Raw genomic sequence first — 25,889 nt, 5'->3', positions numbered from 1 at the left:
GGGCTCCTTGTGTTGGCGGTGATTATCGACCAGCCGCGTTCTTGGCCGTCGCGGCGGGCAGGGCGTCGAGCGCCTCGCGGATGCCCGCGAGGAATTCGCGCACCGCCGGCACGACCTTCTCGCGCGGTTGGTCTTCGATGAGTTGAATGATCTTCGTGCCGATCACGACCGCATCCGCGGCCGAGCCGACCGCCTGCGCGGTACGCGCGTCGCGGATGCCGAAGCCCACGCCGACCGGGATGCTCACATGCTGGCGGATGCGCGGAATCATCTGGCCGACGGCTTCGGTGTCGAGGTGGCCGGCACCGGTCACGCCCTTGAGCGACACGTAGTAGACGTAGCCGCTGGCAATGCGCGCGACCTGCGCCATGCGCTCGTCGGTGCTGGTGGGGGCCAGCAGGAAGATCAGGTCGATGCCGGCGGCCTTCAGCTCGCCGGCGAAGTCCTCGCATTCCTCGGGCGGATAGTCGACCACCAGCAGGCCGTCGACGCCGGCAGCGACTGCGTCACGGATGAAGGCCTTCTTGCCGTGCACGAGGTCGTAGCGTTCGACCGGGTTGGCATAGCCCATCAGCACCACGGGCGTGGTCGTGTCGGTCTTGCGGAAGGCGGCGACGATGGCGAGTACCTGCTTCATGCCGACGCCCAGCGCCAGCGCGGCTTCGCCGGCCTTCTGGATCACGGGGCCGTCGGCCATCGGGTCGGAGAAGGGCACGCCCAGTTCGATCACGTCGGCACCGGCCTCGACCATGCCGTGCATCAGTTCGGGCGTGATGTCGGCGAAGGGGAAGCCTGCGGTCACGTACGGGATGAGAGCGCGTCGGCCTTCCTTCTTCAGTGCCTCGAAAGTGGCTGCAATGCGGCTCATCACTTGCCTCCCTTCACGCTCAAACCGCGCATCGAGGGGCGGTCATAGAAGTCGAAGCCAGACAGGTCGGCGACGGTGCCGATGTCCTTGTCGCCGCGGCCCGAGAGGTTCACCAGGATCGACTGGTCGGGGCGCATGGTCTTCGCGAGCTTCAGCGCGTGGGCCACGGCGTGGCTGGATTCGAGCGCGGGAATGATGCCCTCCGTGCGGCACAGGTAGTGGAAGGCGTCGAGCGCCTCGGTGTCGGTGATGCCGACGTATTCGGCGCGGCCGATGTCGGCCAGGTACGCGTGCTCGGGGCCCACGCCCGGGTAGTCGAGGCCCGCGCTGATGCTGTGGGTCTCGGTGATCTGGCCGTCCTCGTTCTGCAGCAGGTAGGTGCGGTTGCCGTGCAGCACGCCGGGGCTGCCGCGCAGGATGGAAGCCGAGTGCTTGCCGCTGTCGAGCCCTTCGCCCGCTGCCTCGACACCGATCAGGCGCGTGCCCGCGAACGGGATGTAGGGGTGGAAGATGCCCATCGCGTTGCTGCCGCCGCCCACGCAGGCGATCACCACGTCGGGCTGCTTGCCCTCGGCTTCGCCGGTGATGCCGTCGGCCGCGAGCATGGCGGGCATCTGCTCGATGCACTCGGTGCCGATCACGCTCTGGAAGTCGCGCACCATGGTCGGGTAGGGGTGCGGACCGGCGACGGTGCCGATGATGTAGAAGGTGTTTTCCACGTTCGTGACCCAGTCGCGCATCGCCTCGTTGAGCGCGTCCTTCAGCGTCTTGCTGCCGGATTCGACGGGCACCACGGTCGCGCCGAGCAGGTTCATGCGGTAGACATTCGGGCTCTGGCGCTTCACGTCCTGGCTGCCCATGTAGACCACGCACTCGAGGCCGTAGCGCGCGCAGATGGTGGCGGTGGCCACGCCGTGCTGGCCGGCGCCGGTCTCGGCGATGACGCGGGGCTTGCCCATGCGGCGCGCGAGCATCGCCTGGCCGATCACGTTGTTGATCTTGTGCGCGCCGGTGTGGTTCAGGTCTTCGCGCTTCAGGTAGATCTGTGCGCCGCCCATCTCGCGGCTGGTGCGCGCCGCGTGGTAGATCGGCGAGGGGCGGCCGACGAAGTGCTTGAGCTCGTAGTGGAATTCCGCGAGGAACGCCGGATCGTCCTTGAACTTGGCGTACGCATCGCGCAGTTCGTTGATCGCGTGGGTGAGCGTTTCGCTCGCGAAGGTGCCGCCGTAGTTGCCGAAGTGGCCGGTGGCGTCGGGTTGCTGGTAGTCCTGGAATTGGCTTTGCATGGTTCTCGATCGGTGGGCCGCAGCCCGACAAACGATCGGCTGCGGCGGCTAACTGGAGAAGGACGCGTCGGCAGCCCTGACAGCTGCGACGAATTGCCGGATCTTTCCGGCGTCCTTGAGGCCCTTGTTCCCGGGACCGTCGATTTCGACGCCCGAGCTCACATCAACGGACAGCGTCTTGCAACGCGTCCGCAGGATGCGAATGCCATCGCTCACGTTTGCAAGTGTGAGCCCACCACTCAAGACGAGGTGAGCGTCGACGGCGGGTGGAAGAAGTGACCAATCGAATGCCTTGCCGCCACCGCCATAACCGTCGACATGCGCGTCGAGCAGGATGGCCTGGGCGTGGGAGTAATCGGACGCGTATTTTACGAGGTCGAAGCCGGCCCCGGCATCCCCCAGCGGAATGCGGGCGGCGCGCATGTAGCGGAACCGGCCCGGGCCGGTGGCTTCCTCGCACTGCTGCGGCGTCTCTTCACCGTGGAACTGCGCGATGGAGCCCTTCACCTGGGCGAGCGATGCTATGACTTTGGGAGCGTCCTCGTTCACGAACAGCAGGACCGGCGTGATGAACGGCGGCAGGCGCGATGCGAGTTCGGCCGCGCGTTCGACAGTCACGGCGCGGGGGCTCTTCGGATACAGGACGAAGCCGATCGCGTCGGCACCGGCTTCGATCGCCGCATCGACATCGGCTTCACGGGTCAGGCCGCAGATCTTGATGCGGGTGCGGGGCAGGAAGGGCGCGCTCATGGCGGGCCATCATACGGAGCCCCGCCGGCCTGCAGCGTGGCTTCGTCCGGCAGACCCCACTTGGCGTCGTACAACGGGCCCAGGAAGTACAGGCCGTCGGCGGAGAAGGTGGGTGCTGCCACCTTTCGGCTGCGCGCCTCGAGCACTTCGGAGATCCATTCGGGCCGCTCGTCGCCACGACCGATGCGCACGAGGCAACCCATCAGGTTGCGGATCATGTGGTGCAGGAAGGCGTCGGCCTCGAATTCGAAATGCCAGCGGCAGCGTTCGCCACTGCCAACGCGCGTGATCTCGATGCGCCGGAGGTCCTTGACCGGCGAGCGCGCCTGGCAGGCCGAGGCGCGGAACGAGCTGAAGTCGTGCTGGCCGATCAGCAGCGCTGCCGCTGCGCGCATCGCATCGCCGTCCAGCGGATGCATCGACCAGCCGACCCGGCCCGAATCCAGGCTGGGCCGCACCGGCGACTGCGAAAGAACGTAGACATAGCGGCGCGCCAGGGCACTGGCGCGGCAGTGGAATTCGTCGGGCACCGGGTGCGCCCACTGCACCGCGATGTCGTCGGGCAGGAAGCGGTTGGTGCCGCGCATCCAGGAGAAGGGCTCGCGCTCGACGGTGGTGTCGAAGTGCACTACCTGCATCAGGGCATGCACGCCGGCGTCGGTGCGACCTGCGCACAGCGTGCTGATGGGCTGTGCGGCGAATTTGGTGAGGGCGGCCTCGAGCTTGTCCTGCACCGTGCGGCCCGAGCGCTGGCTCTGCCAGCCCTCGTATGCCTGGCCGTTGTACCGGATGCCGAGCGCCAGCCTCACCACGAATTCAGGGAACGGAAGAGCGCGGCGGCAGTCGCGCGCTCAGCGCAGTTCCGCGAGCAGTTGACGGGCTTGCGACTTGAGGTCGCCGGCGCTTTCGGCTTCGACTTCCTCGACCAGCGAACGTGCGCCTTCGACGTCGCCGATGGCTTGCAGTTCGCGGGCGAGCGACAGCTTGACAGCGTGCGGGCTGTCGTCGCCTTCGTCGTTGTGCGCAGCAACGGCAACCGCCGCAGGCTTGGTGACTTCGGCCGGACGGGCAGCCGGCAGGCCAGCCAGTGCGCTCATGTCGAACTCGATGAAGCCCGAATCGGCCGGCAGCGCATTGCGCAGCATGGCGGGGCGGGTGTTGTGTTCCGCGTCGCTCAGGCTCAGCGAACCGGGCAGCGTGTCTGCAGACAGCGCGCCGGGGGCCGTGTCGAAGTCGTTCTCGAGGTCGACGGGCGTTGTCGGAGCATGGCCGTTCGACAGCGGGGCGGCCGGCCGCGCCGTCGTCGGAGCGGGTGCATAGACCGACTTCGGCAGGCTGGCGCCGACAGGCGCGTGTTGCGGCACCGGTGCCGGTGCGGGCGAGGGTGCCGGCGGAGTGGTCAGGTCGAGGTCGAAGTCCAGCGGTGCGACCGAGGGCACGAAGGCGGGCGGCGCGACAGCCACTGGCGGCGACACCGGGGCGGGGGCAACTGCCGGCTTGGCGGCCGCGGCAAGGGCGCCCGCGAAGGCGGCCGTCTCGGCGGCGCTGGCGCCGCCACCACTGCGGGGCGTGCCCGATTCATACAGCGGGTTGCCCGGATCGAGGTCCTTGCCCATGTCGACCACGCGGTTCCAGTCGGAACCGAGGCCGCCGGTCAGCTTGTGCACTTCGGTGGCAAGGCTTTCGTAGGCGCGCACGTCGCGGCGCTTGGCGTGGATCTCGAGCAGCTTGAGGTGGATGGCGGTGCGGTCGGGGTTCAGGCGCAGCGCTTCGCGCAGGATTTCCTCCGCCTGCAGGTCGCGGCCGTAAGCCAGGTACACGTCGGCTTCGGCGACCGGGTCGACATCGCCCGCGTCGAGCTGGCTCGGCGAGTACGACAGCGACGAGACGGTGGAGTCACCGCGGTGCTTGGTGTCCACCGATTCGCCACCGCTGGCGCCGAAGAACGAGTCCTTCGGAATGCGGCTTTCGAGGAACACGCTTTCGCTCATTTCCTCGCGCCGGCGGCCCAGCACGCGGTACAGCAGGAAGCCGACCAGCAGCGCGATCAGCGCAGCGCCGGCCAGCATCAGCGGGTTGTCCAGCAGTTCCTCGAGGAAGGTGGGTTCCGGCGGCGGGGGAGGCGGTGCCGGCTTCTTCACGGCCGGCTTCGGTGCGGCGGCCACTGCGGCGCTTGCAGCTGCAGCAGCGGGAGTCGCGGTGGCGTCGGCTGCCACCGGTGGCGTGGCGGTTGCGGCAGGTGCCTCGGCGGCTGGAGTGGCTGCAGCAGCGGGAGCTGCCGGCGCCGTGGCTTCGGGCGTCGGTGCGGGGCTTGGCGCTGCTGCGGCCGGAGCGGCGGCAGGTGCTGCCGCGGCGACCGGGGCCGGTGCCGGAGGTGCGACTGGTGCAGCGGCGGCGGGAGCCGGTGCCGGGCTCGCGGCCGGGGGCGTGATCGTTGCGCTGGTGTTGGGTGCCGGAACCGGGATGCCCGGCGTTGCCGGTGCCGGTGCAGCGGCGGGTGCGGCGGCGGACGAGCCGGTGCCTGCCGTCGCCTTGAGCTTGTTCAGCTCGTTGATGTTCTTCGACAACTCCGCGACGCGGTTGCTGCTGTCCTGAGCCTGACGGTTCTGCGCGACCTTCTCGTCGGCGGCGCGGGTGGCTGCGTTGCCTTGCGAGATCGTGAGCTTGTCGGGCGAGCTGGCCGCTGCATTGCGGTCCTCGACGTTGGCCTGCACCTTGCCCGAGGCCTTGCGGCTCGCAGCTGCGACGTTCGAGGTCGGCGCGTTGTCGGCCAGGCGCTGGCGGTAGGAGCCGAAGTCGCGGCTTTGTGCCGTGACCGTGCGACGGGCTTCGGCCGGCGGAACCGCGGATGCCTCGGCGGCGCTCGGCAGATCGAGCACCGCGCCGGCGCGCATGCGGTTGACGTTGCCGCCGACGAATGCGTCGGGATTGGCCATCAGCAGCGCAACCAGCATCTGGTCGAGCGACACGTCAGCCGGTTTGTGGGCTGCGGCGATCTTGCCGGCGGTGTCGCCGCGCTGCACGGTGACCTGTTCCCCGCCAGCGCTGCGAGCCGGTGCGGCGGCAGCAGCAGGGGCTGGCGCGGCGGGCGCTGGTGCGGTCGCGGCCGGAGCGGCAGGGGCCGCCGAAGGCGCGGCCACCACGGGAGGGCGTTCGCGGCGCGCGCGAGCCGCGGGGGCTGCGCGCTCGACGGGCGCGGTGATCTGGGGCGAAATGGGAGCGGCCGGCGCGCTGGTCGTCGCCTGGCGCGTGGCTGGCGGATCGAGCAGCACGGTGTAGTCGCGCACGATGCGGCCAGACGAGCCGTTGGCTTCGACCAGCAGGTCGATGAACGGATCGTTCATCGGGCGATTGCCGCTCAGGCGCACCACGTACTGGCCGCCAGCGCGGCGCTGCAGCGTCGCCTTGACGTCGCTGAGTGCCGAGTTGTACGGAACGCCTGCGTTCTTGAAGGCCTCGGCGGTCGCGATGTTGATCTTCAGGCCGTCCGCCTCGTTGGCCGCGATTTCGGTCACGTCGATCTCGGCGCGCAAGGGTTCGCCGAGGGCCGACTGCACCTTCAGCTGGCCCAGCGCGAAGGCGCTTGCATCGGTGCTTGCGATGCCCAAGGCCACGGCTGCCGCCGCGCCAAGAATGGAAAGGCGCCAACCGTTCGAAGGAAGAGGCGGGCGAGCAGCCGATGGGCTGGCCGCAGGCAACAGATGTCTTGTCATGCTGATAGGGGGCGGCTCAGGCCCGGAATTTGTAAGAGGACGTTAGCATCATCACTGGGCACTGACAAGGCAATGCGCTTGTTCTACCCAGTGCGCGCATACTTACGCACACATCTTCTGTTGCCGGATGGCAACAATTCGTGTTTCAAAAGGGCCTGAGCACCCCGCATCAGGCTTCGAGCAGGATGCGCAGCATGCGGCGCAGCGGTTCCGCGGCACCCCACAGCAGCTGGTCGCCGATGGTGAAGGCACCGACGTACTCCGGTCCCATCGCCAGCTTGCGGATGCGGCCGACCGGGATATCCATGGTGCCCGTCACGGCCACCGGGGTCAGGTCCTTCACCGTGGCTTCGCGCGTGTTCGGCACGACCTTCGCCCAGGGGTTGTCGGCGGCGATCATCGCTTCGATGTCGGCGACCGGCACGTCCTTCTTGAGCTTGAAGGTCAGGGCCTGGCTGTGGCAGCGCATCGCGCCGATGCGCACGCAGAAGCCGTCGACCGGCGTGGCGGCAGTGCCGAAGCCCGCGCCTTGGCCGAGGATCTTGTTGGTCTCGGCGCCGCCCTTCCACTCTTCCTTGGACATGCCGTCGCCCAGGTCCTTGTCGATCCAGGGGATCAGCGAGCCGCCCAGCGGCGCGCCGAAGTTGGCCGTTTCGGCGGCGCTGAGGGTCTGCTGCTTGTGCAGCACCTTGCGGTCGATCTCGAGGATGGCCGACTTCGGATCGTCCAGCAGCGCGCGCACTTCGGCGCTGAGGGTGCCGAACTGGGTCAGCAGCTCGCGCATGTGCTGCGCGCCACCGCCCGAGGCGGCCTGGTAGGTCATGCTGGTCATCCACTCGACCAGGCCGGCCTTGTAGAGAGCGCCCACGCCCATGAGCATGCAGCTCACGGTGCAGTTGCCGCCGATCCAGTTCTTGCCGCCCTTGGCGAGGGCGTTCTCGATCACCGGCAGGTTGACCGGGTCGAGCACGATGATCGCGTCGTCCTGCATGCGCAGGGTGGAGGCGGCATCGATCCAGTGGCCGTTCCAGCCGGCGGCGCGCAGCTTGGGGAAAACCTCGCTGGTGTAGTCGCCGCCCTGGCAGGTGATGACGATGTCGCACTTCTTCAGTGCCTCGATGTCGTTCGCATCCTTCAGCGCGGTCTCGTTCTTTGCCATTGCCGGGGCCTTGCCGCCGGCGTTGGAGGTCGAGAAGAAGATCGGCTCGATGAGACCGAAGTCGCCTTCGGCCTGCATGCGGTCCATCAGGACCGAGCCGACCATGCCGCGCCAGCCAACGAGGCCGACCAGAGGTTGAGATGCGTTCGCCATTTCAGTTTGCCCTTATGAAAAAAGAAAAAGTTGTCTTTTTTTGCCCCCGACTCGTCGAGCCGGGGAGGGGCGTGACGAAGCGGGCTGCGGTTAGCCGGTAATCGTCTTTTTGGTGATTGCTGCTACGACCGCGTCGCCCATCTCGCGGGTGCCGACGCGCTTGGTGCCTTCCGACCAGATGTCCCCGGTGCGCAGCCCGGAGGCAAGCACGTCCTTCACCGCCGACTCGATACGGTCGGCAGCTTCGGGCTGGTTGAGTGAGAAGCGGAGCATCATGGCAGCGGACAGGATTGTAGCCAAAGGATTGGCAACCCCTTTGCCGGCAATGTCGGGCGCGCTGCCGTGGCTGGGCTCGTACAGGCCCTGGTTGCTCGAATTGAGCGAGGCCGAGGGCAGCATGCCGATGGAGCCGGTGAGCATCGCGGCCTCGTCCGAGAGGATGTCGCCGAACATGTTGCCGGTGACCACCACGTCGAACTTCTTGGGCGCCTTCACGAGCTGCATGGCTGCGTTGTCGACCAGCATGTGGTCGAGTTCGACGTCCGGATATTCCTTCGCGATGTCGAGCATCACGTCTTTCCACAGCTGCGAGGTTTCCAGCACGTTGTTCTTGTCCACGCTGGTCACGCGCTTGCTGCGCTTGCGGGCGGCCTCGAAGGCGACGCGGGCGATGCGCTCGATCTCGGGGCGCGAGTAGCGCATCGTGTCGAAGGCTTCCTCGGCGCCCGGGAAGTGCCCGTCGACCGCAGTGCGGCGGCCGCGCGGCTGGCCGAAGTAGATGTCGCCAGTCAGCTCGCGGATGATGAGGATGTCCAGGCCCGCAATCAGCTCGGGCTTCAGGCTCGATGCGTCCACCAGCTGCTCGTAGCAGATGGCAGGGCGGAAGTTCGCGAACAGGCCCAGGTTCTTGCGCAGCCCCAGGATGGCCTGCTCAGGCCGCAGCGGGCGATCGAGCTTGTCGTACTTCCAGTCGCCGACGGCGCCGAACAGCACCGCGTCGGCTTCCTTGGCGAGCTTGAGCGTCGACTCGGGCAACGGGTGGCCGTGCGCCTCGTAGGCCGCGCCGCCGACCAGCGCCGACTCCATCTCGAACTTCAGGTCGAGCACGTCGAGCACCTTGACGGCTTCCGCCACGATTTCGGTGCCGATGCCGTCACCCGGGAGAACTGCGATTTTCATAAGTTGGTCTGAGGTTTCTTGAAAACGGAAATGCGCGCGATCAGGAGATCATCGTATGGGCGAGCCAGGGCTTCTGCGCCAGGCGCTCGGCCTCGAAAGCCTTGATCTTGTCCTTGTGGCGCAGTGTGAGGCCGATGTCGTCCAGCCCGTTGATCAGGCAGTACTTGCGGAAGGCCTGCACGTCGAACGCGAACTCCTGGCCATCGGGCTTCACGACCACCTGGCGCTCCAGGTCGATGGTCAGTTGGTAGCCCGGAAACGCGAAGGTCTCGTCGAACAGCTGGGCCACCTGCGCCTCGGGCAGCACGATCGGCAGCAGGCCGTTCTTGAAGCTGTTGTTGAAGAAGATGTCGGCGTAGCTCGGCGCAATGATCGCGCGGAAGCCGTACTGGTCGAGCGCCCAAGGCGCATGCTCGCGCGACGAGCCGCAGCCGAAGTTCTTGCGCGCCAGCAGCACCGAGGCGCCCGCGTAGCGCGGCTGGTTCAGAACGAAGTCGGGGTTCGGCTTGCGGCTCTTCGGATCCTGGCCGGGCAGGCCTGGGTCGAGGTAGCGCCACTCGTCGAACAGGTTCACGCCGAAGCCGGTCTTCTTGATCGACTTGAGGAACTGCTTCGGGATGATCGCGTCGGTGTCGACGTTCTCGCGATCCATCGGGGCCACGAGGCCCTTGTGCACGGTGAATTTCTGCATATGAATCTCTCTGTGTTCAGGCGAACGTACGGACGTCGACGAAGTGGCCGTGCACGGCCGCGGCCGCGGCCATGGCCGGGCTCACGAGGTGGGTGCGGCCACCGGCGCCCTGGCGGCCTTCGAAGTTGCGGTTGCTGGTGGATGCGCAGCGCTCGCCGGGCTCCAGGCGGTCGGCGTTCATGGCCAGGCACATCGAGCAGCCGGGCTCGCGCCATTCGAAGCCGGCGGCCTTGAAAATCTGGTCGAGGCCTTCGCGCTCGGCCTGTTCCTTCACCACGCCCGAGCCGGGCACGACCATCGCGAGTTTCACGTTCTTCGCGACCTTCTGGCCGAGCTTCTTCACCACGGCGGCGGCTTCGCGCATGTCCTCGATGCGGCTGTTGGTGCACGAGCCGATGAACACCTTGTCGATGAAGATGTCGTTCATGGCCTTGTTGGGCTCCAGGCCCATGTAGACCAGCGCGCGCTCGATGGCGCCGCGCTTGCTCGCGTCCTTTTCCTTGTCGGGATCGGGCACGCGGCCGTTGATCTCGACCACCATCTCGGGCGAGGTTCCCCAGGTCACCTGCGGCTGGATCTGCGTCGCGTCGAGCTCGACCACGGCGTCGAACTTCGCGCCTGGGTCGGATTGCAGCGTGCGCCAGTAGGTCACGGCCTGGTCCCATTCCACGCCGGTGGGCGCGAGCGGGCGGCCCTTCACGTAGCTGATGGTCTTCTCGTCGACCGCCACCAGCCCGGCGCGCGCGCCGGCCTCGATGGCCATGTTGCAGACCGTCATGCGGCCTTCCATGCTGAGGTCGCGAATGGCCGAGCCCGCGAACTCGATGGTGTAGCCCGTGCCGCCGGCCGTGCCGATCTTGCCGATGATGGCCAGCACGATGTCCTTGGCCGTGCAGCCCAGGGGCAGCTTGCCCTCGACCTTCACGAGCATGTTCTTGGCCTTCTTGCCCAGCAGCGTCTGCGTGGCCATGACGTGCTCGACCTCGCTGGTGCCGATGCCGTGCGCCAGCGCGCCGAACGCGCCGTGCGTGGAGGTGTGCGAGTCGCCGCAGACCACCGTCATGCCCGGCAGCGTCGCGCCGGACTCGGGGCCGATCACGTGCACGATGCCCTGGCGCTTGCTCAGGAAGGGGAAGAACGCGGCGGCGCCGAACTCGGCGATGTTGTGGTCGAGCGTGGTGACCTGTTCCTTGCTGGTCGGGTCGGCGATGCCTTCGTAGCCGCGCTCCCAGCCGGTGGTGGGCGTGTTGTGGTCGGCGGTGGCCACCACCGAGCTGATGCGCCACAGCTTGCGGCCGGCCTCGCGCAGGCCTTCGAATGCCTGCGGGCTGGTGACTTCGTGCACCAGGTGGCGGTCGATGTAGAGGATCGCGGTGCCGTCTTCCTCGGTGTGGACGACGTGTTCGTCCCAGATCTTGTCGTAGAGCGTGCGTGCCATGTCGGTCTCTGTCTTTCGTGGGGAAATGGAATTGTCTGTCGTTGCGGCCTAGGCCGCGAGCTGTTCGCCGGCATCCGCGGCCGCGTGCAGGTGATTCACCAGCGAGCGCGCCGCCACGGGCAGGGTGGAGAAGTCGCGTGCCACCAGCCTGATTTCGCGCGCGGCCCAGGCGTCGTTGAGCGCCATGCTCACGAGGCCGTGGCCGATGCCGTTGCGCATGAGCTCGAAGGCGCGCTGCGGCATCACGCCGATGCCCAGGCCGTTCTCGATCATGCGGCACATGGCGTCGAGGCCCGTCACATGGATGCGCAGCTTGATGCTGCGGCCCGCGTCCAGCGCGGCCTCGTGCATCGCGACGTAGATGGAGCTGTTGGTGTGCAGGCCGACGTGATCGAAGTCGAGCGAGTCGACGAAGTCGATGCTGCCCTGCGCCGCCAGCGCATGCCCCGTGGGCACGATGAGCGCGAGGCGGTCGTGGCGGTACGAGAGGCTCTGCAGCTCGCCCGCGCCGCCGGCCACGTGGCACACGCCGAGATCGGCCGCGCCTTCCTGCACGGCACGGATCACTTCGCTGCTCAGGTGTTCTTCAAGGTCGATCTTGATGGCCTCGTGGGCGCGCGTGAACACGCCCAGGTCTTCCGGCAGGAACTGCACGATCGCCGAGATGTTGGCGTGCACCCGCACGTGGCCGCGCACGCCGTCGGCGTATTCGCTGAGCTCGCCCTGCATCTTCTCGAGGCTGTAGAGCACCGAGCGCGCGTGGTGCAGCAGGCTTTCGCCAGCGGGCGTGAGGTCGACGCCGCGCGCGTGGCGGTAGAGCAGGGTGGTGCCGAGCGTGGCTTCGAGGTCCGACAGCCGCTTGCTGATGGCCGAGGCCGCGATGAATTCGCGCTCCGCCGCGCGGCCGATGCTGCCCAGTTCGCAGACGGCCACGAACAACTGCAGCGACGTGAGGTCGATGCGGCGGGCGAAGTTGCGTTCGGACGTGCTCATGGGACTGCGGGGAGTCATCGCGTTTTGCGATGTGATGGCTATTTTCCCCTTGTTTTTGGCACGATGCCATCGCAATCCGAGATGGCATCGCTGCCGTCCTGAGACGAGCGCGCAACTGGCTTGGGAGTTCGTCCTCGAAAGGCATCGCCGATCAGTCTGCCGGGATCCCTGTGCGCCAGGCCGACCAGTTGCTCACGATCGCATCGACCAGGGGCCGCCCTGCGATCAGGAGGTTGGCGGTGGAGATCGGGAATCCGCCCGACTCGGCCGACAGCGAGGCGTACGCCGTCTGCCCCGGATGGGGCCGGTCGAAGTTCGACGCGGTGCGCAGCACGGCCACTCGCCGCAGGTCGAGCAGCCCGGCGCTGGCGCCCCGCTTCAACGCCTCGTAGGTGGCGTTGTCCTCCTGCTGGGTGGTGCAGTACTTGCCCTGCCCATCGGTCACGAGCGAAACCCAGCGCGTGGCCGTCTCTCCGAGGTATTTGCCGTGCCAGTAGGTGTCTCCGGCCGCGGTGTCGCATTGCAGGACGGAAGGACGGGCTTTGGCCGTCGGCTGCGGATACCTGGCGCGATAGGCGCGCGCCTTGTCGTTGTCGGCCAGCGGTGCGTTGGCCGACAGCTTCAGGGCCTTCTGCAGCAGCTTCTCGTCGAGGCGGAAGACCTCGGTGCGATATTCGAACTTGGGCTTGGAGTCCGGATCCTTGGCGCCGATGCCGAAGTAGCCGGACCGCCAGGTCGAGGGCATCTCGCGTGCGTCGATCTCGTGCGCGATGCCGAAGTCGACCAGGTACCGGGCCCAGGTGGCCGAGCCGATGGTCGAGACATTCGGGTCGACGCCCGCGATGCCGGCCACCAGGAAGTAGGTCTTCGAGAGGTCGAACTTCCCGCTGAACACCAGCGCCGTGATGGAGGCCGCCGCATTGGTGTGGCCCATGCCGGTGGTCACCTGGCACACCGAATCGGCGTTGCACCGCACCGCCGGGTCGTCGGCGGACAGGCCCGGCACCTTGATCTCCCGGTTCAGCTTCAGCGGCTCGAGCCACACCTGCGCCTCGGGCTTGAACATGCTGATGATGAGGACCTTCACCGCCACCTGCTGCTGCGCACCGGGTGCCGTCGAAGGTGGTGCGGATCGGTTCGCATCGCTCGCGCAGCCGAACAGGGCTGTCGCGGCGAGGGCGATGCATGCTGCCCTTGAACACAAACGGGTTACGCGTCGAGAAACTGCCATCTGCTTTCTCCTTTTCCGTCGAACAACAAGAAGGAGACCGCAATTTACAGGCCAAAAAAAAGCTGCCCGAAGGCAGCTTTCGCGATCGAAACCGGACGAGGCGGATCAGCGAGCCGAGATCGGCTTCACGTCACGCTTCGGCGAGCCTTCGAACAGCTGGCGCGGGCGGCCGATCTTGTACTCGGGGTCGCCGATCATTTCGTTCAGCTGGGCGATCCAGCCGACCGTGCGGGCCAGCGCGAAGATCGCGGTGAACAGCGGCACCGGGATGCCGATGGCGCGTTGCACGATGCCCGAGTAGAAGTCGACGTTCGGGTACAGCTTGCGCGACACGAAGTACTCGTCTTCCAGGGCGATCTTCTCGAGTTCCTTGGCGAGCTTGAACAGCGGGTCTTGTTCCAGGCCCAGCTCGGTCAGCACTTCGTTGCAGGTTTCCTGCATCAGCTTGGCGCGCGGGTCGTAGTTCTTGTACACGCGGTGGCCGAAGCCCATCAGCTTGACGTTCGAGTTCTTGTCCTTGACCTTCTTGATGAACTCGCCGATCTTCTCGACGCCGCCTTCCTTCTGGATGTCGTACAGCATGTTGAGTGCTGCCTCGTTGGCGCCGCCGTGGGCCGGGCCCCAGAGGCAGGCCACACCGGCCGCGATGGCCGCGAAGGGGTTCGTGCCCGACGAGCCGCACAGGCGCACGGTCGAGGTCGAGGCGTTCTGCTCGTGGTCTGCGTGCAGGATGAAGATGCGGTCGAGCGCGCGCTCGAGCACCGGGTTCACCTTGTACTCCTCGCACGGCGTGGCGAACATCATGTGCAGGAAGTTGCCGGCGTAGCTCAGGTCGTTCTTCGGGTACATGTACGGCTGGCCGATCGTGTACTTGTAGGCCATGGCCACGAGCGTGGGCATCTTCGCGATCAGGCGGATCGCGGCGATCTCGCGGTGCTCGGGATTGTTGATGTCCGTGCTGTCGTGATAGAAGGCCGACAGGGCGCCCACCAGGCCGGTCATGATGGCCATCGGGTGTGCGTCGCGGCGGAAGCCACGCAGGAAGAACTGCATCTGCTCGTTCACCATCGTGTGGTTCGTCACGAGCTTGGTGAAGTTGGCCTTCTTGGCGGCGTCCGGCAGTTCACCGTACAGCAGCAGGTGGCAGGTCTCGAGGAAGTCGCAGTTGGTAGCGAGCTGCTCGATGGGGTAGCCGCGGTACAGCAGCTCGCCCTTGTCGCCATCGATGTACGTGATGGCCGACTGGCAGGCGGCGGTCGACATGAAGCCCGGGTCGTACGTGAACATGCCGGTCTGTGCGTACAGCTTGCGGATATCGATCACGTCGGGGCCAACGGTGCCCTTGTAGATCGGCAGTTCGACGCTGTCGCCGCCGTTGCTGAACGACAGCGTGGCCTTGGTATCGGATGCTTTCATTTCGGTTTACTTTCAGAGGTGGATTCAGGACGAAGGAGAAATTGCAGGACGCTGCGCGCCGTCGGTGCGCATCAGCTGCAGCAACGCGACCACCTCGGCCCCGGCCCATTCGGGCTCGGGCTCCTTTCTACGCAGAAGGAGGTCGAGGAGATCGTTGTCCGACAGGTCCATCAATGTCTCCATCGCTCCCGCCTGACCCACGGTCATGCGGGATTCGTGCCGCTCGAAGAAGCGGGCGATGAACAGGTCGTTCTCGAGCAGTCCGCGCCGGCAGCGCCATTTGAGCTTGCTCAGCGCACGTTCGCTGAGCAGTTCGGCGGAGTCGGTGGCGGGTTGCATGGTGGCGTCTCGAACAGATGGATCAGGGTCAGATGGCGCGGCGCACCATCAATTCCTTGATCTTGCCGATGGCCTTGGTCGGGTTCAGGCTCTTGGGGCACACGTCCACGCAGTTCATGATCGTGTGGCAGCGGAACAGGCGGTACGGGTCTTCCAGGTTGTCCAGGCGCTCGGCGGTGGCTTCGTCGCGGCTGTCGGCGATGAAGCGGTAGGCCTGCAGCAGGCCGGCGGGGCCCACGAACTTGTCGGGGTTCCACCAGAAGCTCGGGCAGCTCGTGGAGCAGCTCGCGCAAAGAATGCACTCGTACAGGCCGTTGAGCTCTTCGCGCTCTTCGGGCGACTGCAGGCGTTCCTTCTCGGGCGGCACGCTGTCGTTCTGCAGGTACGGCTTGATCGAGTTGTACTGCTTGAAGAACTGCGTCATGTCCACGATCAGGTCGCGGATGACGGGCAGGCCCGGCAGCGGCTTGAGCACCACGGTGCCCTTGAGCGTGTTCATGTTGGTCAGGCAGGCCAGACCGTTCTTGCCGTTGATGTTCATCGCGTCGGAGCCGCAGACGCCTTCGCGGCACGAGCGGCGGAACGACAGGGTCGGGTCCTGTGCCTTGAGCTTCATGAGGGCGTCGAGCAGCATGCGCTCGTGGCCGTCGAGTTCGATCTCGACCGTCTGCATGTAGGGCTTGGCGTCCTTGTCCGGGTCGTAGCGGTAGATCTGGAATGTGCGCTTCATCGTAGTGACCTTGTGAATGCTTTGTATGAGCTGACTGTGAGCCGTTCTTTTAGAACGTGCGGACCTTCGGCGGAACCGAGGCCACGGTGAGCGGCTGCAGCTTGACCGGCTTGTACGAGAGGCGGTTGTCGGCGCTGTACCAGAGGGTGTGCTTCATCCAGTTGGCGTCGTCGCGGCCGAGCGGGGCGACCGGGTCGTCCGCCGGGCGTTCGTAGTCTTCCACCGTGTGGGCGCCGCGGCATTCCTTGCGGGCGGCGGCCGAGACCATGGTGGCCTGCGCCACTTCGATCAGGTTGTCGACTTCCAGCGCTTCGATGCGGGCGGTGTTGAACACCTTCGACTTGTCCTTCAGGCCGATGGCCTTGACGCGCTCGCGCACGGCGGCGATCTTGGTCACGCCTTCGTCCATCGAGGCCTGCTTGCGGAACACGGCCGCATGCTGCTGCATGACGGCACGGATCTCTCCGGCCACGTCCTGCGCGTACTCGCCGCCGGTGGTGGCTTCGAGGCGGTTCAGGCGCTCCAGCGTGCGGTCGGCCGCATCGTTGGGCAGGGGCTTGTGTTCCTTGAGCTTGTCGTTGAACTCGACGATGTGGTTGCCGGCAGCGCGGCCGAACACCAGCAGGTCGAGCAGCGAGTTCGTGCCCAGGCGGTTGGCGCCGTGCACGCTCACGCAGGAGCATTCGCCCACGGCGTAGAGGCCGTTCACGACGGCGCTGTTGTCCTCGCCCTTCTGCACCACGACCTGGCCGTGGATGTTGGTCGGGATGCCGCCCATCTGGTAGTGGATGGTCGGCACGACGGGGATCGGTTCCTTCGTGATGTCGACGTTGGCGAAATTGACGCCGATCTCGTACACCGAGGGCAGGCGCTTGTGGATGGTGTCCGCGCCAAGGTGGTCGAGCTTGAGCAGCACGTAGTCCTTGTTGGGACCGCAGCCACGGCCTTCCTTGATTTCCTGGTCCATCGAGCGCGAGACGAAGTCGCGCGGCGCCAGGTCCTTCAGCGTGGGCGCATAGCGCTCCATGAAGCGCTCGCCGTTGCTGTTCAGCAGGATCGCGCCTTCGCCGCGGCAGCCTTCGGTCAGCAGCACGCCCGCGCCGGCCACGCCGGTCGGGTGGAACTGCCAGAACTCCATGTCCTGCAGCGGAATGCCCGAGCGGGCGGCCATGCCGAGGCCGTCGCCGGTGTTGATGAAGGCGTTGGTCGAAGCCTGGAAGATGCGGCCCGCGCCGCCGGTGGCCAGCAGCACGGTCTTGGCCTGCAGGATGTGCAGGTCGCCGGTTTCCATTTCGAGCGCGGTCACGCCGACCACGTCGCCTTCTTCGTCACGGATGAGGTCGAGCGCCATCCATTCGACGAAGAACTGGGTGCGGGCTTCGACGTTCTTCTGGTAGAGCGTGTGCAGCATCGCGTGGCCGGTGCGGTCGGCCGCGGCGCAGGCGCGCTGCACGGGCTTCTCGCCGTAGTTGGCCGTGTGGCCGCCGAACGGACGCTGGTAGATCGTGCCGTCGGGGTTGCGGTCGAAAGGCATGCCGAAGTGTTCGAGCTCGTACACGACCTTCGGTGCTTCGCGGCACATGAACTCGATCGCGTCCTGGTCACCGAGCCAGTCGGAGCCCTTGATCGTGTCGTAGAAGTGGTAGTGCCAGTTGTCCTCGCTCATGTTGCCGAGCGATGCGCCCACGCCGCCCTGGGCCGCGACGGTGTGCGAACGGGTCGGGAACACCTTGGAGAGCACGGCCACGTTGAGGCCGGCACGTGCGAGTTGCAGCGAGGCGCGCATGCCGGAGCCGCCGGCACCGACGATCACGACGTCGAACTTGCGCTTGGTGATTTTTTCTTTTGTGTAGGTCATGGTGGGTCAGATCTTCCAAAGCACTTGAATGGCCCAACCCGCACAACCGACAAGCCAGACGATGGTGAAAACTTGCAGCACGAGACGGATGGCGACGGGCTGGACGTAGTCCATCCACACGTCGCGCATGCCGACCCACACGTGATAGAGCAGGGCGACGATCACGGAGAAGGTCAGGACCTTCATCCACTGCGCGGCGAAGATGCCGGCCCACAGGTCGTAACCGATGGGGCCGCGGGTGAAGATCAGCTGCGCGAGCAGGATGATCGTGAAGAGCGCCATCAGGCAACCCGTGATGCGCTGGCTGAGCCAGTCGCGCAGACCGTAGTGGGCGCCGACGACGACGCGTTTGGAGCCGTAGTTCACAGACATGTTGGCTCCTTCTCAGTACAGGCCGAACAGCTTGGCGCCGAGCGCCAGCGTGAGGATGATGCTCGCACCCAGCGTGAAGATGGCCGAGGTGTTGCCGAACTCCTTGTTCACCGCGGAGTGGCTCACGTCCATCCAGAGGTGGCGCAGGCCGGCGATGAAGTGGTGCAGGTAGGCCCAGATGAGCGCGAGCGCGACGAGCTTGAAGAACCAGCCTGGAGCGAAGCCGATGCCGACGTTGAAGGCGGCCTTGAATTTCGCGAACGAATAGTCAGATGACAGCGAGGTGTCGAACATCCAGATGATGAACGGCAGCAGCAGGAACATCAGCACGCCGCTGACGCGGTGCAGGATCGACACGATGCCCGCCGGCGGCAGCCGGTAGGTCGTGAGATCGGTGAAGGCATTGATGTTGCGGAATTCGCGACGCGGTGGCCGGGGGGGAGTTGCAAGCTCTGTCATTGGGGGATGGCTTTCGTGGCTTTGTGACTTGTTGGCTTGTTCTGAGAGCGAACGCTTTTGTTTCTTCTGCGGAAGTGCAAACAACGCAAAATTCTATTGCAATGCACCATCGCGCTGCGGACACGCACGAGTCAGCGCACCGTTGCAGTCGGATGCTATTGACTTCGTAGCGCAACGCGCACGTTGCATGCGCGCGCTGGCGCCGAGGTGTTCGGCCTTCTTTGTGTGCATCGGATCAGCCCAGCTGGTTTCTGTAGTGGTGCGTGTCGGTGCGATAAAGCCCGCGGCGCAATTCCATGGGCGTGTCATGGTAGGTGTGCGCCACGCGTTCCACGCTCAGCAGGGGCATCTGCAGCGTCACGTCGAGCAGCGCGGCCTGTTCGGCATCGGGCAGCACGGCGCGGATCTTTTCTTCGGCGCGCACCATGCGCACGCCGAACTCGGTTTCGAAGAGTGCGTACATCGGGCCGGGCCACGCACGCAGCCGCTCGGCGGTGAGTCCCTTGAAGGGCGCGCCAGGCAGCCACAGGTCTTCGAGGATGGTGGGTACTCCGCCATAGGCCAGCACGCGGCGCACCTGCAGCACGGCGTCGGCGGTGCGCAGGCCGAGAGCGCGCGCCACGTCGGCCGATGCGCGCTGGCGCTTGCAGTCGACGATGGTGCGCACGGCGGGGCCTTCGGTGCTCGGGTCGCCCTCGTCGGGCACGAGCTTGAGAAAGCGGTACTGCACATGCTGCTCGGCATGGGTGGCGACGAAGGTGCCCTTGCCCTGGCGGCGCACCACCAGGTTTTCGGCCGAGAGCTCGTCGATGGCCTTGCGCACCGTGCCCTGGCTCACGCGATAGCGCACCGCCAGGTCCATCTCGCTCGGGATGGGTTCGCCTGGCTTCCACTCGCCGGCCTGCAGGCTCTGCAGGATCAGGGTCTTGATCTGCTGGTAGAGCGGACTGAAGGACGGCGTCGTGGGCTCGTCGAATGGGGTGGGCGTGTTCATGGCAGCGGTGGGGTGCGCCTTGGCGGACCCCGAGAGGATATCTTATATAAGACATAAGACGAGGCTCATTGAATCGGCTTAAAATGCGGCCGGTCTCGCGCTGCGGGAAGGTGTTTCATCCCGCAGAACCCCTGGCGCCCCACGAGAGCGCCGACACCGTTTCATTACCTTCTGGAGTCTTCCCATGAGCAAAAAACCCGTCCGCGTTGCCGTCACCGGTGCCGCTGGTCAAATCGGCTACGCCCTGCTGTTCCGTATCGCCTCCGGTGAAATGCTCGGCAAAGACCAGCCGGTCATCCTGCAACTGCTCGAGATCCCCGACGAGAAGGCCCAGAAGGCGCTCAAGGGCGTGATGATGGAACTCGACGACTGCGCGTTCCCGCTGCTGGTCGGCATGGAAGCCCACGGCGACCCGATGACCGCCTTCAAGGACGCCGACTACGCACTGCTCGTCGGTTCGCGTCCCCGCGGCCCCGGCATGGAACGTGCCGAACTGCTGGCCGTCAACGGCGCCATCTTCACCGCGCAAGGCAAGGCCCTCAACGCCGTCGCCAGCCGCAACGTCAAGGTGCTGGTGGTCGGCAACCCCGCCAACACCAACGCCTACATCGCGATGAAGAGCGCACCGGACCTGCCGCGCAAGAACTTCACCGCCATGCTGCGCCTGGACCACAACCGCGCCGCCAGCCAGATCGCCGCCAAGACGGGCAAGGCCGTGGCCGACATCGAGAAGCTCACCGTGTGGGGCAACCACTCGCCCACGATGTACGCCGACTACCGCTTCGCCACCATCAACGGCGAAAGCGTCGCCAAGATGATCAACGACCAGGAATGGAACGCCAACGTGTTCCTGCCCACCGTCGGCAAGCGCGGCGCCGCCATCATCGAAGCACGCGGCCTGTCGTCGGCTGCCTCGGCCGCCAACGCCGCCATCGACCACATGCGCGACTGGGCCCTGGGCACCAACGGCAAGTGGGTCACCATGGGCATCCCGTCGGACGGCCAGTACGGCATTCCGAAGGACGTGATGTTCGGCTTCCCCGTCACCTGCGAAAACGGCGAGTACAAGCTGGTCGAAGGCCTGGAGATCGACGCATTCAGCCAGGAACGCATCAACAAGACGCTGGAAGAACTCGAAGGCGAACGCGCCGGCGTCGCCCACCTGCTGTAAAGCAAACCCCGGCATGCTCGACTGGAACCCCGCGCTCTACCGTCGCTACGAGGACGAGCGCACAAGACCCGCACAGGAACTCCTGGCGCGGGTGCCACTGACCGAGGCGGCCCGCGTGGTCGACCTCGGGTGCGGGCCGGGCAACTCCACCGAGCTGCTGGTCAACCGGTTCCCGAAGGCGCAGGCCCTCGGAACCGACAACTCCGAAGCCATGCTGGTCAGCGCACGCGAGCGCCTGCCGCAGGCGCGCTTCGAGTTGAGCGACATTGCGACCTGGGCGCCGCAATCCAAGGAAGAAGCGCCCGACCTCATCTATGCCAACGCGTCCCTGCAGTGGGTGCCCGATCACGAGAAGCTGATCCCGCGCCTGTTCGACGCGCTGGCCCCGGGTGGCGTGCTCGCCATCCAGATGCCCGACAACCGGCAGGAGCCCACGCATCGCCTGATGCGCGCCCTGGCAGCCGAAGCTCCGTGGGCGGAGCGCATCGGCGACGCCGACAAGCTGCGCACGCTGCTGCTCGACCTGCGCGGCTACTACGACCTGCTGGCGCCGCAAGCGGCGAACGTCGACGTCTGGCACACCATCTACCAGCACCGCATGGCCGACGCGGCTTCCATCGTCGAATGGGTGCGCGGCACCGGCCTGAAGCCCTTCGTCGACCGGCTGCCTGCCGACCTGCAGGCGAGCTATCTCGCCGAATACCAGCGCCGCGTGGACGAGGCCTACCCCGTCCGCACCGACGGCAAGCGGCTGCTCGCTTTCCCGCGCATGTTCATCGTCGCGCAGAAAAAGGCATGACGACCACGGCCCACCCCGCTGAAGTGCTGCTCGGCGCGCAGGCCGGCGCAGTGACGCTGCCCGTGTGCGACCACTACAGCGGCGTCGAAGCGCGCATGAAGAAGAGCCTCGCGCTCCAGGCCGAGATGGCCGGGGAGTTCGGCGCCTGCGTGTTCGACGTCACCCTCGATTGCGAAGACGGCGCCCCGGTGGGCGGCGAGGCCGAGCATGCCGCGCTCGTCACCGAGCTCGCGCTGGCCGCGAAGCCCGGCATGCGCGTCGGTGTGCGCGTGCACCCGGTCGACCATCCAGCCTTCGCCGGCGACGTGGTCACCATTGCCGGCCGCGCCGGCTCGCGCCTGAGCCACCTGATGGTGCCCAAGGTCGAATCGGCTGCAGATGTGTTGCAGGCTGTTGCCGCGCTCGACGCCGCCGATGCCGGCGCATTGCCGCTGCACGTGCTCATCGAATCGCCACTCGCGGTGCACAACGCCTTCGAGATTGCCGCCCATCCGCGAGTGCAGTCGCTGAGCTTCGGGCTCATGGATTTCGTCTCGGCGCATGCCGGCGCCATTCCGGCCGACGGCATGGGCGCGGCAGGGCAGTTCAGCCACCCGTTGGTGGTGCGCGCCAAGCTGGCCATCGCATCGGCCGCGCATGCCTACGGCAAGGTGCCTTCGCATTGCGTGGTCACCGAGTTCAATGATGCGGATGCGATGCGCACTGCGGCCCGCAAGGCGGCCACCGAATTCGGCTACACGCGCATGTGGAGCATCCATCCGAACCAGATCCGGCCCATCCTCGAGGCCTTCGCGCCCGACGAGTCTCAGATTCAAATTGCCACAAAAATCCTTGTAAAGGCGGCAGCCGCGGATTGGGCTCCGACACAAATTGATGGCACATTGCACGACCGCGCGAGCTACCGCCATTTCTGGCAGGTTCTGACGCGTGCCCACGCAACAGGGCGCGCGTTGCCCTCCGAGGCGAAAGCCTGGTTCGCACTCGCGGCCTCCTGAAACGAAACCTCCGAACCCAGCCTCAAGGAAACCCACACATGAAGAAAATTGCCCTGATCGCCGCTGTGGCCCTGGCTTTGCCGCTCGGCGCCATGGCGCAGAACGCAGCGCCCGCCAAGCCGGCCGCCGCGAAGTCCACCGAAGCCAAGAAGGCTCCCCCGAAGCGCCAGGTCACCCGCAAGGCCGCCAAGGCCGTGGAAGAAGTGACGCCGATCAGCGATGACACCAACATCGTCCTCACCGACGCCGACCTCGAGGTCGCCAAGCGCGTGTCGGTCGGCAAGGCCCAGTGCGAACTCGGCGCCGACGTGACCGTCACGCCCGATGAGAAGAAGCCCGGCTTCTTCACCGTGAGCACCAAGGGCCAGAAGTACCGCATGCACCCGGTCGAAAGCCGCACCGGCGCCATCCGCCTCGAAGACCCGCGCGCCGGCGCCATGTGGCTCCAGCTCGGCAACAAGTCGATGCTGATGAACCAGAAGGCCGGCCTGCGCATCGCCGACGAGTGCCAGACCGACGCACAGATCGCTTTTGCCGCAGAAATGAAGAAGAACCCGCCCAAGGCTCTCTTCGACGGCGCCGACGGCGAGAAGAAGTAAGCGTACCCACCACGGGGTGCGGCGCGGCTCTTGCTTGACCGCCTGGGCCGCCTCGCACGCCCGCCAGATCAGTTTCCGGAGAAAAGAAGATGTTGCAAGCCTACGTTGACCATGTTGCCGAACGCGCCGCGCTCGGTATCCCGCCGCTGCCCCTGAGCGCGAAGCAGACCTCTGAAGCGATCGAGCTCCTCAAGAGCGCTACGCCCAAGGACGGCGCCTTCCTGCTGGACCTGCTCACCTACCGCGTGCCTGCCGGCGTCGACGACGCCGCCAAGGTCAAGGCGAGCTACCTCGCGGCCGTGGCCCACGGCACCGAAAAGAGCGAGTTCATTTCGCGCGCCCGCGCGACCGAACTGCTCGGCACCATGCTCGGCGGCTACAACATCAGCCCCCTGATCGACCTGCTCGACGACGCCGAAGTCGGTGCCGTCGCAGCCGAAGGCCTGAAGAAAACCCTGCTGATGTTCGACCAGTTCCACGACGTCAAGGAAAAGGCCGACAAGGGCAATGCCAACGCCAAGGGCGTGCTGCAGAGCTGGGCCGATGCCGAGTGGTTCACCAGCCGCCCCGAAGTGCCGCAGAGCCTGACCATCACGGTCTTCAAGGTGCCCGGCGAAACCAACACCGACGACCTCTCGCCCGCGCCCGACGCCACCACGCGTCCCGACATCCCGATGCACGCGCTGGCCATGCTCAAGAACAAGCGCGAAGGCACTGCGTTCCAGCCCGAGGAAGACGGCAAGCGCGGTCCGGTCAAGTTCATCGAATCGCTGAAGGACAAGGGCAACCAGGTCGCCTACGTGGGCGACGTGGTCGGCACGGGCTCCAGCCGCAAGTCGGCCACCAACTCGGTGCTGTGGTTCACCGGCGAAGACATTCCCTTCATCCCCAACAAGCGCTTCGGTGGCGTGTGCCTGGGCTCGAAGATCGCCCCGATCTTCTACAACACCATGGAAGACGCGGGTGCGCTGCCCATCGAGCTCGACGTGAGCCAGATGGACACCGGCGACGTCGTCGAGCTGCGCCCCTACGAAGGCAAGGCGCTGAAGGACGGCAAGGTCATCGCCGAATTCAAGGTCAAGAGCGACGTGCTGTTCGACGAAGTGCGCGCCGGCGGCCGCATTCCGCTGATCATCGGCCGCGGCCTGACGGCCAAGGCGCGCGAGGCGCTGGGCCTGCCGGCTTCGACGCTGTTCCGCCTGCCGCAAAGCCCGGTCGACACCAAGAAGGGCTTCTCGTTGGCACAGAAGATGGTCGGCCGCGCCTGCGGCCTGCCCGAAGGCCAGGGCGTGCGCCCGGGCACGTACTGCGAACCCAAGATGACCTCGGTCGGCTCGCAGGACACCACCGGCCCGATGACGCGCGACGAGCTGAAGGACCTGGCCTGCCTGGGCTTCTCGGCCGACCTCGTGATGCAGTCGTTCTGCCACACCGCGGCCTACCCCAAGAAGGTGGACGTGAAGATGCACCACGAGCTGCCCGACTTCATCAGCACCCGCGGCGGCGTCTCGCTGCGTCCTGGCGACGGCGTGATCCACTCGTGGCTCAACCGCCTGCTGACGCCCGACACCGTGGGCACCGGCGGCGACAGCCACACCCGCTTCCCCATCGGCATCAGCTTCCCGGCCGGCTCGGGCCTCGTGGCCTTCGCGGCCGCAACCGGCGTGATGCCGCTGGACATGCCCGAATCGGTGCTCGTGCGCTTCAAGGGCAAGATGCAACCCGGCGTGACGCTGCGTGACCTGGTCAACGCGATTCCGCTGTACGCCATCAAGTCCGGCCTGCTGACGGTCGAGAAGAAGGGCAAGAAGAACATCTTCTCGGGCCGCATCCTCGAGATCGAGGGCCTGCCCGACCTGAAGGTGGAACAGGCCTTCGAGCTGAGCGACGCATCGGCCGAACGCTCGGCTGCCGGCTGCACGGTGCACCTGAACAAGGAACCGATCCAGGAGTACATCAACAGCAACATCACGCTGATGAAGTGGATGATTGCCGAAGGCTACGCCGACGCCCGCACGCTGCAGCGCCGCATCGCCGCGCAGGAAGCCTGGCTGAAGGATCCGCAGCTGCTCAAGGGCGACGACGACGCCGAGTACGCAGCCGTGATCGAGATCGACCTGGCCGAGATCCACGAACCCATCGTGGCTTGCCCGAACGACCCCGATGACGTGAAGACGCTCAGCGACGTGTCGGGCGCCGTGATCGACGAAGTGTTCATCGGCTCGTGCATGACCAACATCGGGCACTTCCGCGCTGCGTCGAAGCTGCTCGAAGGCAAGCGCGACATCCCGGTCAAGCTGTGGATCGCGCCGCCCACGAAGATGGATGCCCAGCAGCTCACCGAGGAAGGCCACTACGGCGTGTTCGGCAATGCCGGCGCCCGTACCGAAATGCCGGGCTGCTCGCTGTGCATGGGCAACCAGGCACAGGTGCGTGAAGGCGCCACGGTGATGTCGACCAGCACTCGCAACTTCCCGAACCGCCTGGGCAAGAACACCAACGTGTACCTGGGCTCGGCCGAACTGGCCGCCATCTGCTCGCGCCTCGGCCGCATCCCGACCAAGGAAGAGTACATGGCCAGCGCCGGCGTGCTCGACGCGGCCAGCTCGCAGATCTACCAGTACCTGAACTTCGACAAGATCGAGGACTACAAGGGCGTGGCGGATTCGGTCGCGGCCTGACCCGGCCCAGGCGAT

The 25,889-nt window shown here is 66.3% G+C and carries 23 protein-coding genes; 5 read left to right on the top strand and 18 right to left on the bottom strand.

The annotated features are described in order from the left end of the window. Positions 1–22: 22 nt before the first annotated feature. The 18 genes from trpA to EJO71_RS05045 all read right to left on the bottom strand — a co-directional run bounded on the left by trpA (position 23) and on the right by EJO71_RS05045 (position 19,629). Positions 23–868, bottom strand: a complete 846-nt coding sequence (gene trpA / locus EJO71_RS05130; protein ID WP_125947833.1) for a tryptophan synthase subunit alpha — start codon at positions 866–868, stop codon at positions 23–25. After that, the gene (trpB, locus tag EJO71_RS05125; RefSeq protein WP_125947834.1) at positions 868–2,154 is read right to left on the bottom strand and encodes a tryptophan synthase subunit beta; all 1,287 of its coding nucleotides are present in this window, start codon (positions 2,152–2,154) and stop codon (positions 868–870) included. The genes trpA and trpB overlap by 1 nt, the downstream gene beginning before the upstream one ends. 48 nt (positions 2,155–2,202) lie before the next feature. Next, positions 2,203–2,904 (bottom strand): phosphoribosylanthranilate isomerase, encoded by a 702-nt coding sequence (locus tag EJO71_RS05120; RefSeq protein WP_125947835.1) that lies wholly within the window; start codon positions 2,902–2,904, stop codon positions 2,203–2,205. Beyond that, complete coding sequence (gene truA / locus EJO71_RS05115) at positions 2,901–3,713, bottom strand: tRNA pseudouridine(38-40) synthase TruA (RefSeq protein WP_125947836.1); 813 nt, start codon at positions 3,711–3,713, stop codon at positions 2,901–2,903. Before truA ends, EJO71_RS05120 begins: the two co-directional genes overlap by 4 nt. A 42-nt stretch (positions 3,714–3,755) precedes the next feature. Beyond that, entirely contained in the window at positions 3,756–6,617 is a 2,862-nt protein-coding gene (locus EJO71_RS05110) for a FimV/HubP family polar landmark protein (protein WP_125947837.1), read from the bottom strand. Between the two features lie 169 nt (positions 6,618–6,786). Continuing rightward, a complete protein-coding gene (asd, locus tag EJO71_RS05105; protein ID WP_125947838.1) occupies positions 6,787–7,929 on the bottom strand; it encodes an aspartate-semialdehyde dehydrogenase in 1,143 nt (380 codons plus the stop codon). Between the two features lie 90 nt (positions 7,930–8,019). After that, a complete protein-coding gene (leuB, locus tag EJO71_RS05100) occupies positions 8,020–9,108 on the bottom strand; it encodes a 3-isopropylmalate dehydrogenase (protein WP_125947839.1) in 1,089 nt (362 codons plus the stop codon). A 40-nt stretch (positions 9,109–9,148) separates the two neighbouring features. Beyond that, positions 9,149–9,799, bottom strand: a complete 651-nt coding sequence (leuD, locus tag EJO71_RS05095; protein WP_125947840.1) for a 3-isopropylmalate dehydratase small subunit — start codon at positions 9,797–9,799, stop codon at positions 9,149–9,151. A gap of 16 nt (positions 9,800–9,815) precedes the next feature. Then, a complete protein-coding gene (gene leuC, locus EJO71_RS05090; protein WP_125947841.1) occupies positions 9,816–11,237 on the bottom strand; it encodes a 3-isopropylmalate dehydratase large subunit in 1,422 nt (473 codons plus the stop codon). 48 nt (positions 11,238–11,285) lie between these two features. Beyond that, a complete protein-coding gene (locus EJO71_RS05085; RefSeq protein ID WP_125947842.1) occupies positions 11,286–12,230 on the bottom strand; it encodes a LysR substrate-binding domain-containing protein in 945 nt (314 codons plus the stop codon). A 151-nt stretch (positions 12,231–12,381) separates the two neighbouring features. Then, complete coding sequence (locus tag EJO71_RS05080; RefSeq protein WP_164546767.1) at positions 12,382–13,461, bottom strand: purine nucleoside permease; 1,080 nt, start codon at positions 13,459–13,461, stop codon at positions 12,382–12,384. Between the two features lie 105 nt (positions 13,462–13,566). Then, positions 13,567–14,877, bottom strand: a complete 1,311-nt coding sequence (gene gltA / locus EJO71_RS05075) for a citrate synthase (RefSeq protein ID WP_125947843.1) — start codon at positions 14,875–14,877, stop codon at positions 13,567–13,569. Positions 14,878–14,901: 24 nt separating this feature from the next. Beyond that, on the bottom strand, positions 14,902–15,216 hold the full coding sequence (locus EJO71_RS05070) for a succinate dehydrogenase assembly factor 2 (RefSeq protein ID WP_093198518.1): 315 nt from the start codon (positions 15,214–15,216) through the stop codon (positions 14,902–14,904). Positions 15,217–15,244: 28 nt separating this feature from the next. Beyond that, positions 15,245–15,946: a succinate dehydrogenase iron-sulfur subunit gene (locus EJO71_RS05065; RefSeq protein ID WP_081270662.1), complete on the bottom strand. Its 702-nt coding sequence runs from the start codon at positions 15,944–15,946 to the stop codon at positions 15,245–15,247. Positions 15,947–15,995: 49 nt separating this feature from the next. Further along, positions 15,996–17,804 (bottom strand): succinate dehydrogenase flavoprotein subunit, encoded by a 1,809-nt coding sequence (gene sdhA, locus EJO71_RS05060; RefSeq protein ID WP_125947844.1) that lies wholly within the window; start codon positions 17,802–17,804, stop codon positions 15,996–15,998. Positions 17,805–17,810: 6 nt separating this feature from the next. Next, positions 17,811–18,176, bottom strand: coding sequence for a succinate dehydrogenase, hydrophobic membrane anchor protein (sdhD, locus tag EJO71_RS05055; protein ID WP_125947845.1), 366 nt, complete (start codon positions 18,174–18,176; stop codon positions 17,811–17,813). Between the two features lie 12 nt (positions 18,177–18,188). Next, entirely contained in the window at positions 18,189–18,635 is a 447-nt protein-coding gene (sdhC, locus tag EJO71_RS05050) for a succinate dehydrogenase, cytochrome b556 subunit (RefSeq protein ID WP_125947846.1), read from the bottom strand. Between the two features lie 235 nt (positions 18,636–18,870). Then, positions 18,871–19,629: a GntR family transcriptional regulator gene (locus EJO71_RS05045; protein WP_125947847.1), complete on the bottom strand. Its 759-nt coding sequence runs from the start codon at positions 19,627–19,629 to the stop codon at positions 18,871–18,873. Between the two features lie 184 nt (positions 19,630–19,813). Between EJO71_RS05045 and EJO71_RS05040 the strand changes: the two genes are divergently transcribed. The 5 genes from EJO71_RS05040 (at position 19,814) to EJO71_RS05020 (ending at position 25,874) form a co-directional block, all read left to right on the top strand. Next, on the top strand, positions 19,814–20,800 hold the full coding sequence (locus tag EJO71_RS05040) for a malate dehydrogenase (protein ID WP_125947848.1): 987 nt from the start codon (positions 19,814–19,816) through the stop codon (positions 20,798–20,800). Positions 20,801–20,813: 13 nt separating this feature from the next. Continuing rightward, positions 20,814–21,599, top strand: coding sequence for a trans-aconitate 2-methyltransferase (gene tam, locus EJO71_RS05035; protein WP_125947849.1), 786 nt, complete (start codon positions 20,814–20,816; stop codon positions 21,597–21,599). Next, positions 21,596–22,594: an aldolase/citrate lyase family protein gene (locus tag EJO71_RS05030; RefSeq protein WP_125947850.1), complete on the top strand. Its 999-nt coding sequence runs from the start codon at positions 21,596–21,598 to the stop codon at positions 22,592–22,594. The genes tam and EJO71_RS05030 overlap by 4 nt, the downstream gene beginning before the upstream one ends. 38 nt (positions 22,595–22,632) lie before the next feature. Then, a complete protein-coding gene (locus EJO71_RS05025) occupies positions 22,633–23,193 on the top strand; it encodes a hypothetical protein (protein ID WP_093198537.1) in 561 nt (186 codons plus the stop codon). An 89-nt stretch (positions 23,194–23,282) separates the two neighbouring features. Next, a complete protein-coding gene (locus EJO71_RS05020; RefSeq protein WP_125947851.1) occupies positions 23,283–25,874 on the top strand; it encodes a bifunctional aconitate hydratase 2/2-methylisocitrate dehydratase in 2,592 nt (863 codons plus the stop codon). Positions 25,875–25,889 lie beyond the last annotated feature (15 nt).

It is taken from the genome of Variovorax sp. 679, from assembly GCF_003952185.1.
Taxonomy (GTDB): Bacteria; Pseudomonadota; Gammaproteobacteria; order Burkholderiales; family Burkholderiaceae_C; genus Variovorax.
This window is presented reverse-complemented; position numbering and strand designations above follow the sequence as displayed.

Excerpts from the sequence above, each read along its gene's own strand:
- trpA (WP_125947833.1), bottom strand. The coding sequence starts at position 868 with ATGAGCCGCATTGCAGCCACTTTCGAGGCACTGAAGAAGGAAGGCCGA.
- EJO71_RS05110 (WP_125947837.1), bottom strand. The coding sequence starts at position 6,617 with ATGACAAGACATCTGTTGCCTGCGGCCAGCCCATCGGCTGCTCGCCCG.
- sdhD (WP_125947845.1), bottom strand. The coding sequence starts at position 18,176 with ATGTCTGTGAACTACGGCTCCAAACGCGTCGTCGTCGGCGCCCACTAC.
- EJO71_RS05030 (WP_125947850.1), top strand. The coding sequence starts at position 21,596 with ATGACGACCACGGCCCACCCCGCTGAAGTGCTGCTCGGCGCGCAGGCC.
- EJO71_RS05040 (WP_125947848.1), top strand. The coding sequence starts at position 19,814 with ATGAGCAAAAAACCCGTCCGCGTTGCCGTCACCGGTGCCGCTGGTCAA.
- asd (WP_125947838.1), bottom strand. The coding sequence starts at position 7,929 with ATGGCGAACGCATCTCAACCTCTGGTCGGCCTCGTTGGCTGGCGCGGC.
- gltA (WP_125947843.1), bottom strand. The coding sequence starts at position 14,877 with ATGAAAGCATCCGATACCAAGGCCACGCTGTCGTTCAGCAACGGCGGC.
- leuC (WP_125947841.1), bottom strand. The coding sequence starts at position 11,237 with ATGGCACGCACGCTCTACGACAAGATCTGGGACGAACACGTCGTCCAC.
- sdhC (WP_125947846.1), bottom strand. The coding sequence starts at position 18,635 with ATGACAGAGCTTGCAACTCCCCCCCGGCCACCGCGTCGCGAATTCCGC.
- sdhA (WP_125947844.1), bottom strand. The coding sequence starts at position 17,804 with ATGACCTACACAAAAGAAAAAATCACCAAGCGCAAGTTCGACGTCGTG.
- EJO71_RS05120 (WP_125947835.1), bottom strand. The coding sequence starts at position 2,904 with ATGAGCGCGCCCTTCCTGCCCCGCACCCGCATCAAGATCTGCGGCCTG.
- EJO71_RS05070 (WP_093198518.1), bottom strand. The coding sequence starts at position 15,216 with ATGCAACCCGCCACCGACTCCGCCGAACTGCTCAGCGAACGTGCGCTG.
- EJO71_RS05080 (WP_164546767.1), bottom strand. The coding sequence starts at position 13,461 with ATGGCAGTTTCTCGACGCGTAACCCGTTTGTGTTCAAGGGCAGCATGC.
- EJO71_RS05025 (WP_093198537.1), top strand. The coding sequence starts at position 22,633 with ATGAAGAAAATTGCCCTGATCGCCGCTGTGGCCCTGGCTTTGCCGCTC.
- EJO71_RS05065 (WP_081270662.1), bottom strand. The coding sequence starts at position 15,946 with ATGAAGCGCACATTCCAGATCTACCGCTACGACCCGGACAAGGACGCC.
- EJO71_RS05085 (WP_125947842.1), bottom strand. The coding sequence starts at position 12,230 with ATGAGCACGTCCGAACGCAACTTCGCCCGCCGCATCGACCTCACGTCG.
- EJO71_RS05045 (WP_125947847.1), bottom strand. The coding sequence starts at position 19,629 with ATGAACACGCCCACCCCATTCGACGAGCCCACGACGCCGTCCTTCAGT.
- tam (WP_125947849.1), top strand. The coding sequence starts at position 20,814 with ATGCTCGACTGGAACCCCGCGCTCTACCGTCGCTACGAGGACGAGCGC.
- trpB (WP_125947834.1), bottom strand. The coding sequence starts at position 2,154 with ATGCAAAGCCAATTCCAGGACTACCAGCAACCCGACGCCACCGGCCAC.
- leuD (WP_125947840.1), bottom strand. The coding sequence starts at position 9,799 with ATGCAGAAATTCACCGTGCACAAGGGCCTCGTGGCCCCGATGGATCGC.
- EJO71_RS05020 (WP_125947851.1), top strand. The coding sequence starts at position 23,283 with ATGTTGCAAGCCTACGTTGACCATGTTGCCGAACGCGCCGCGCTCGGT.
- leuB (WP_125947839.1), bottom strand. The coding sequence starts at position 9,108 with ATGAAAATCGCAGTTCTCCCGGGTGACGGCATCGGCACCGAAATCGTG.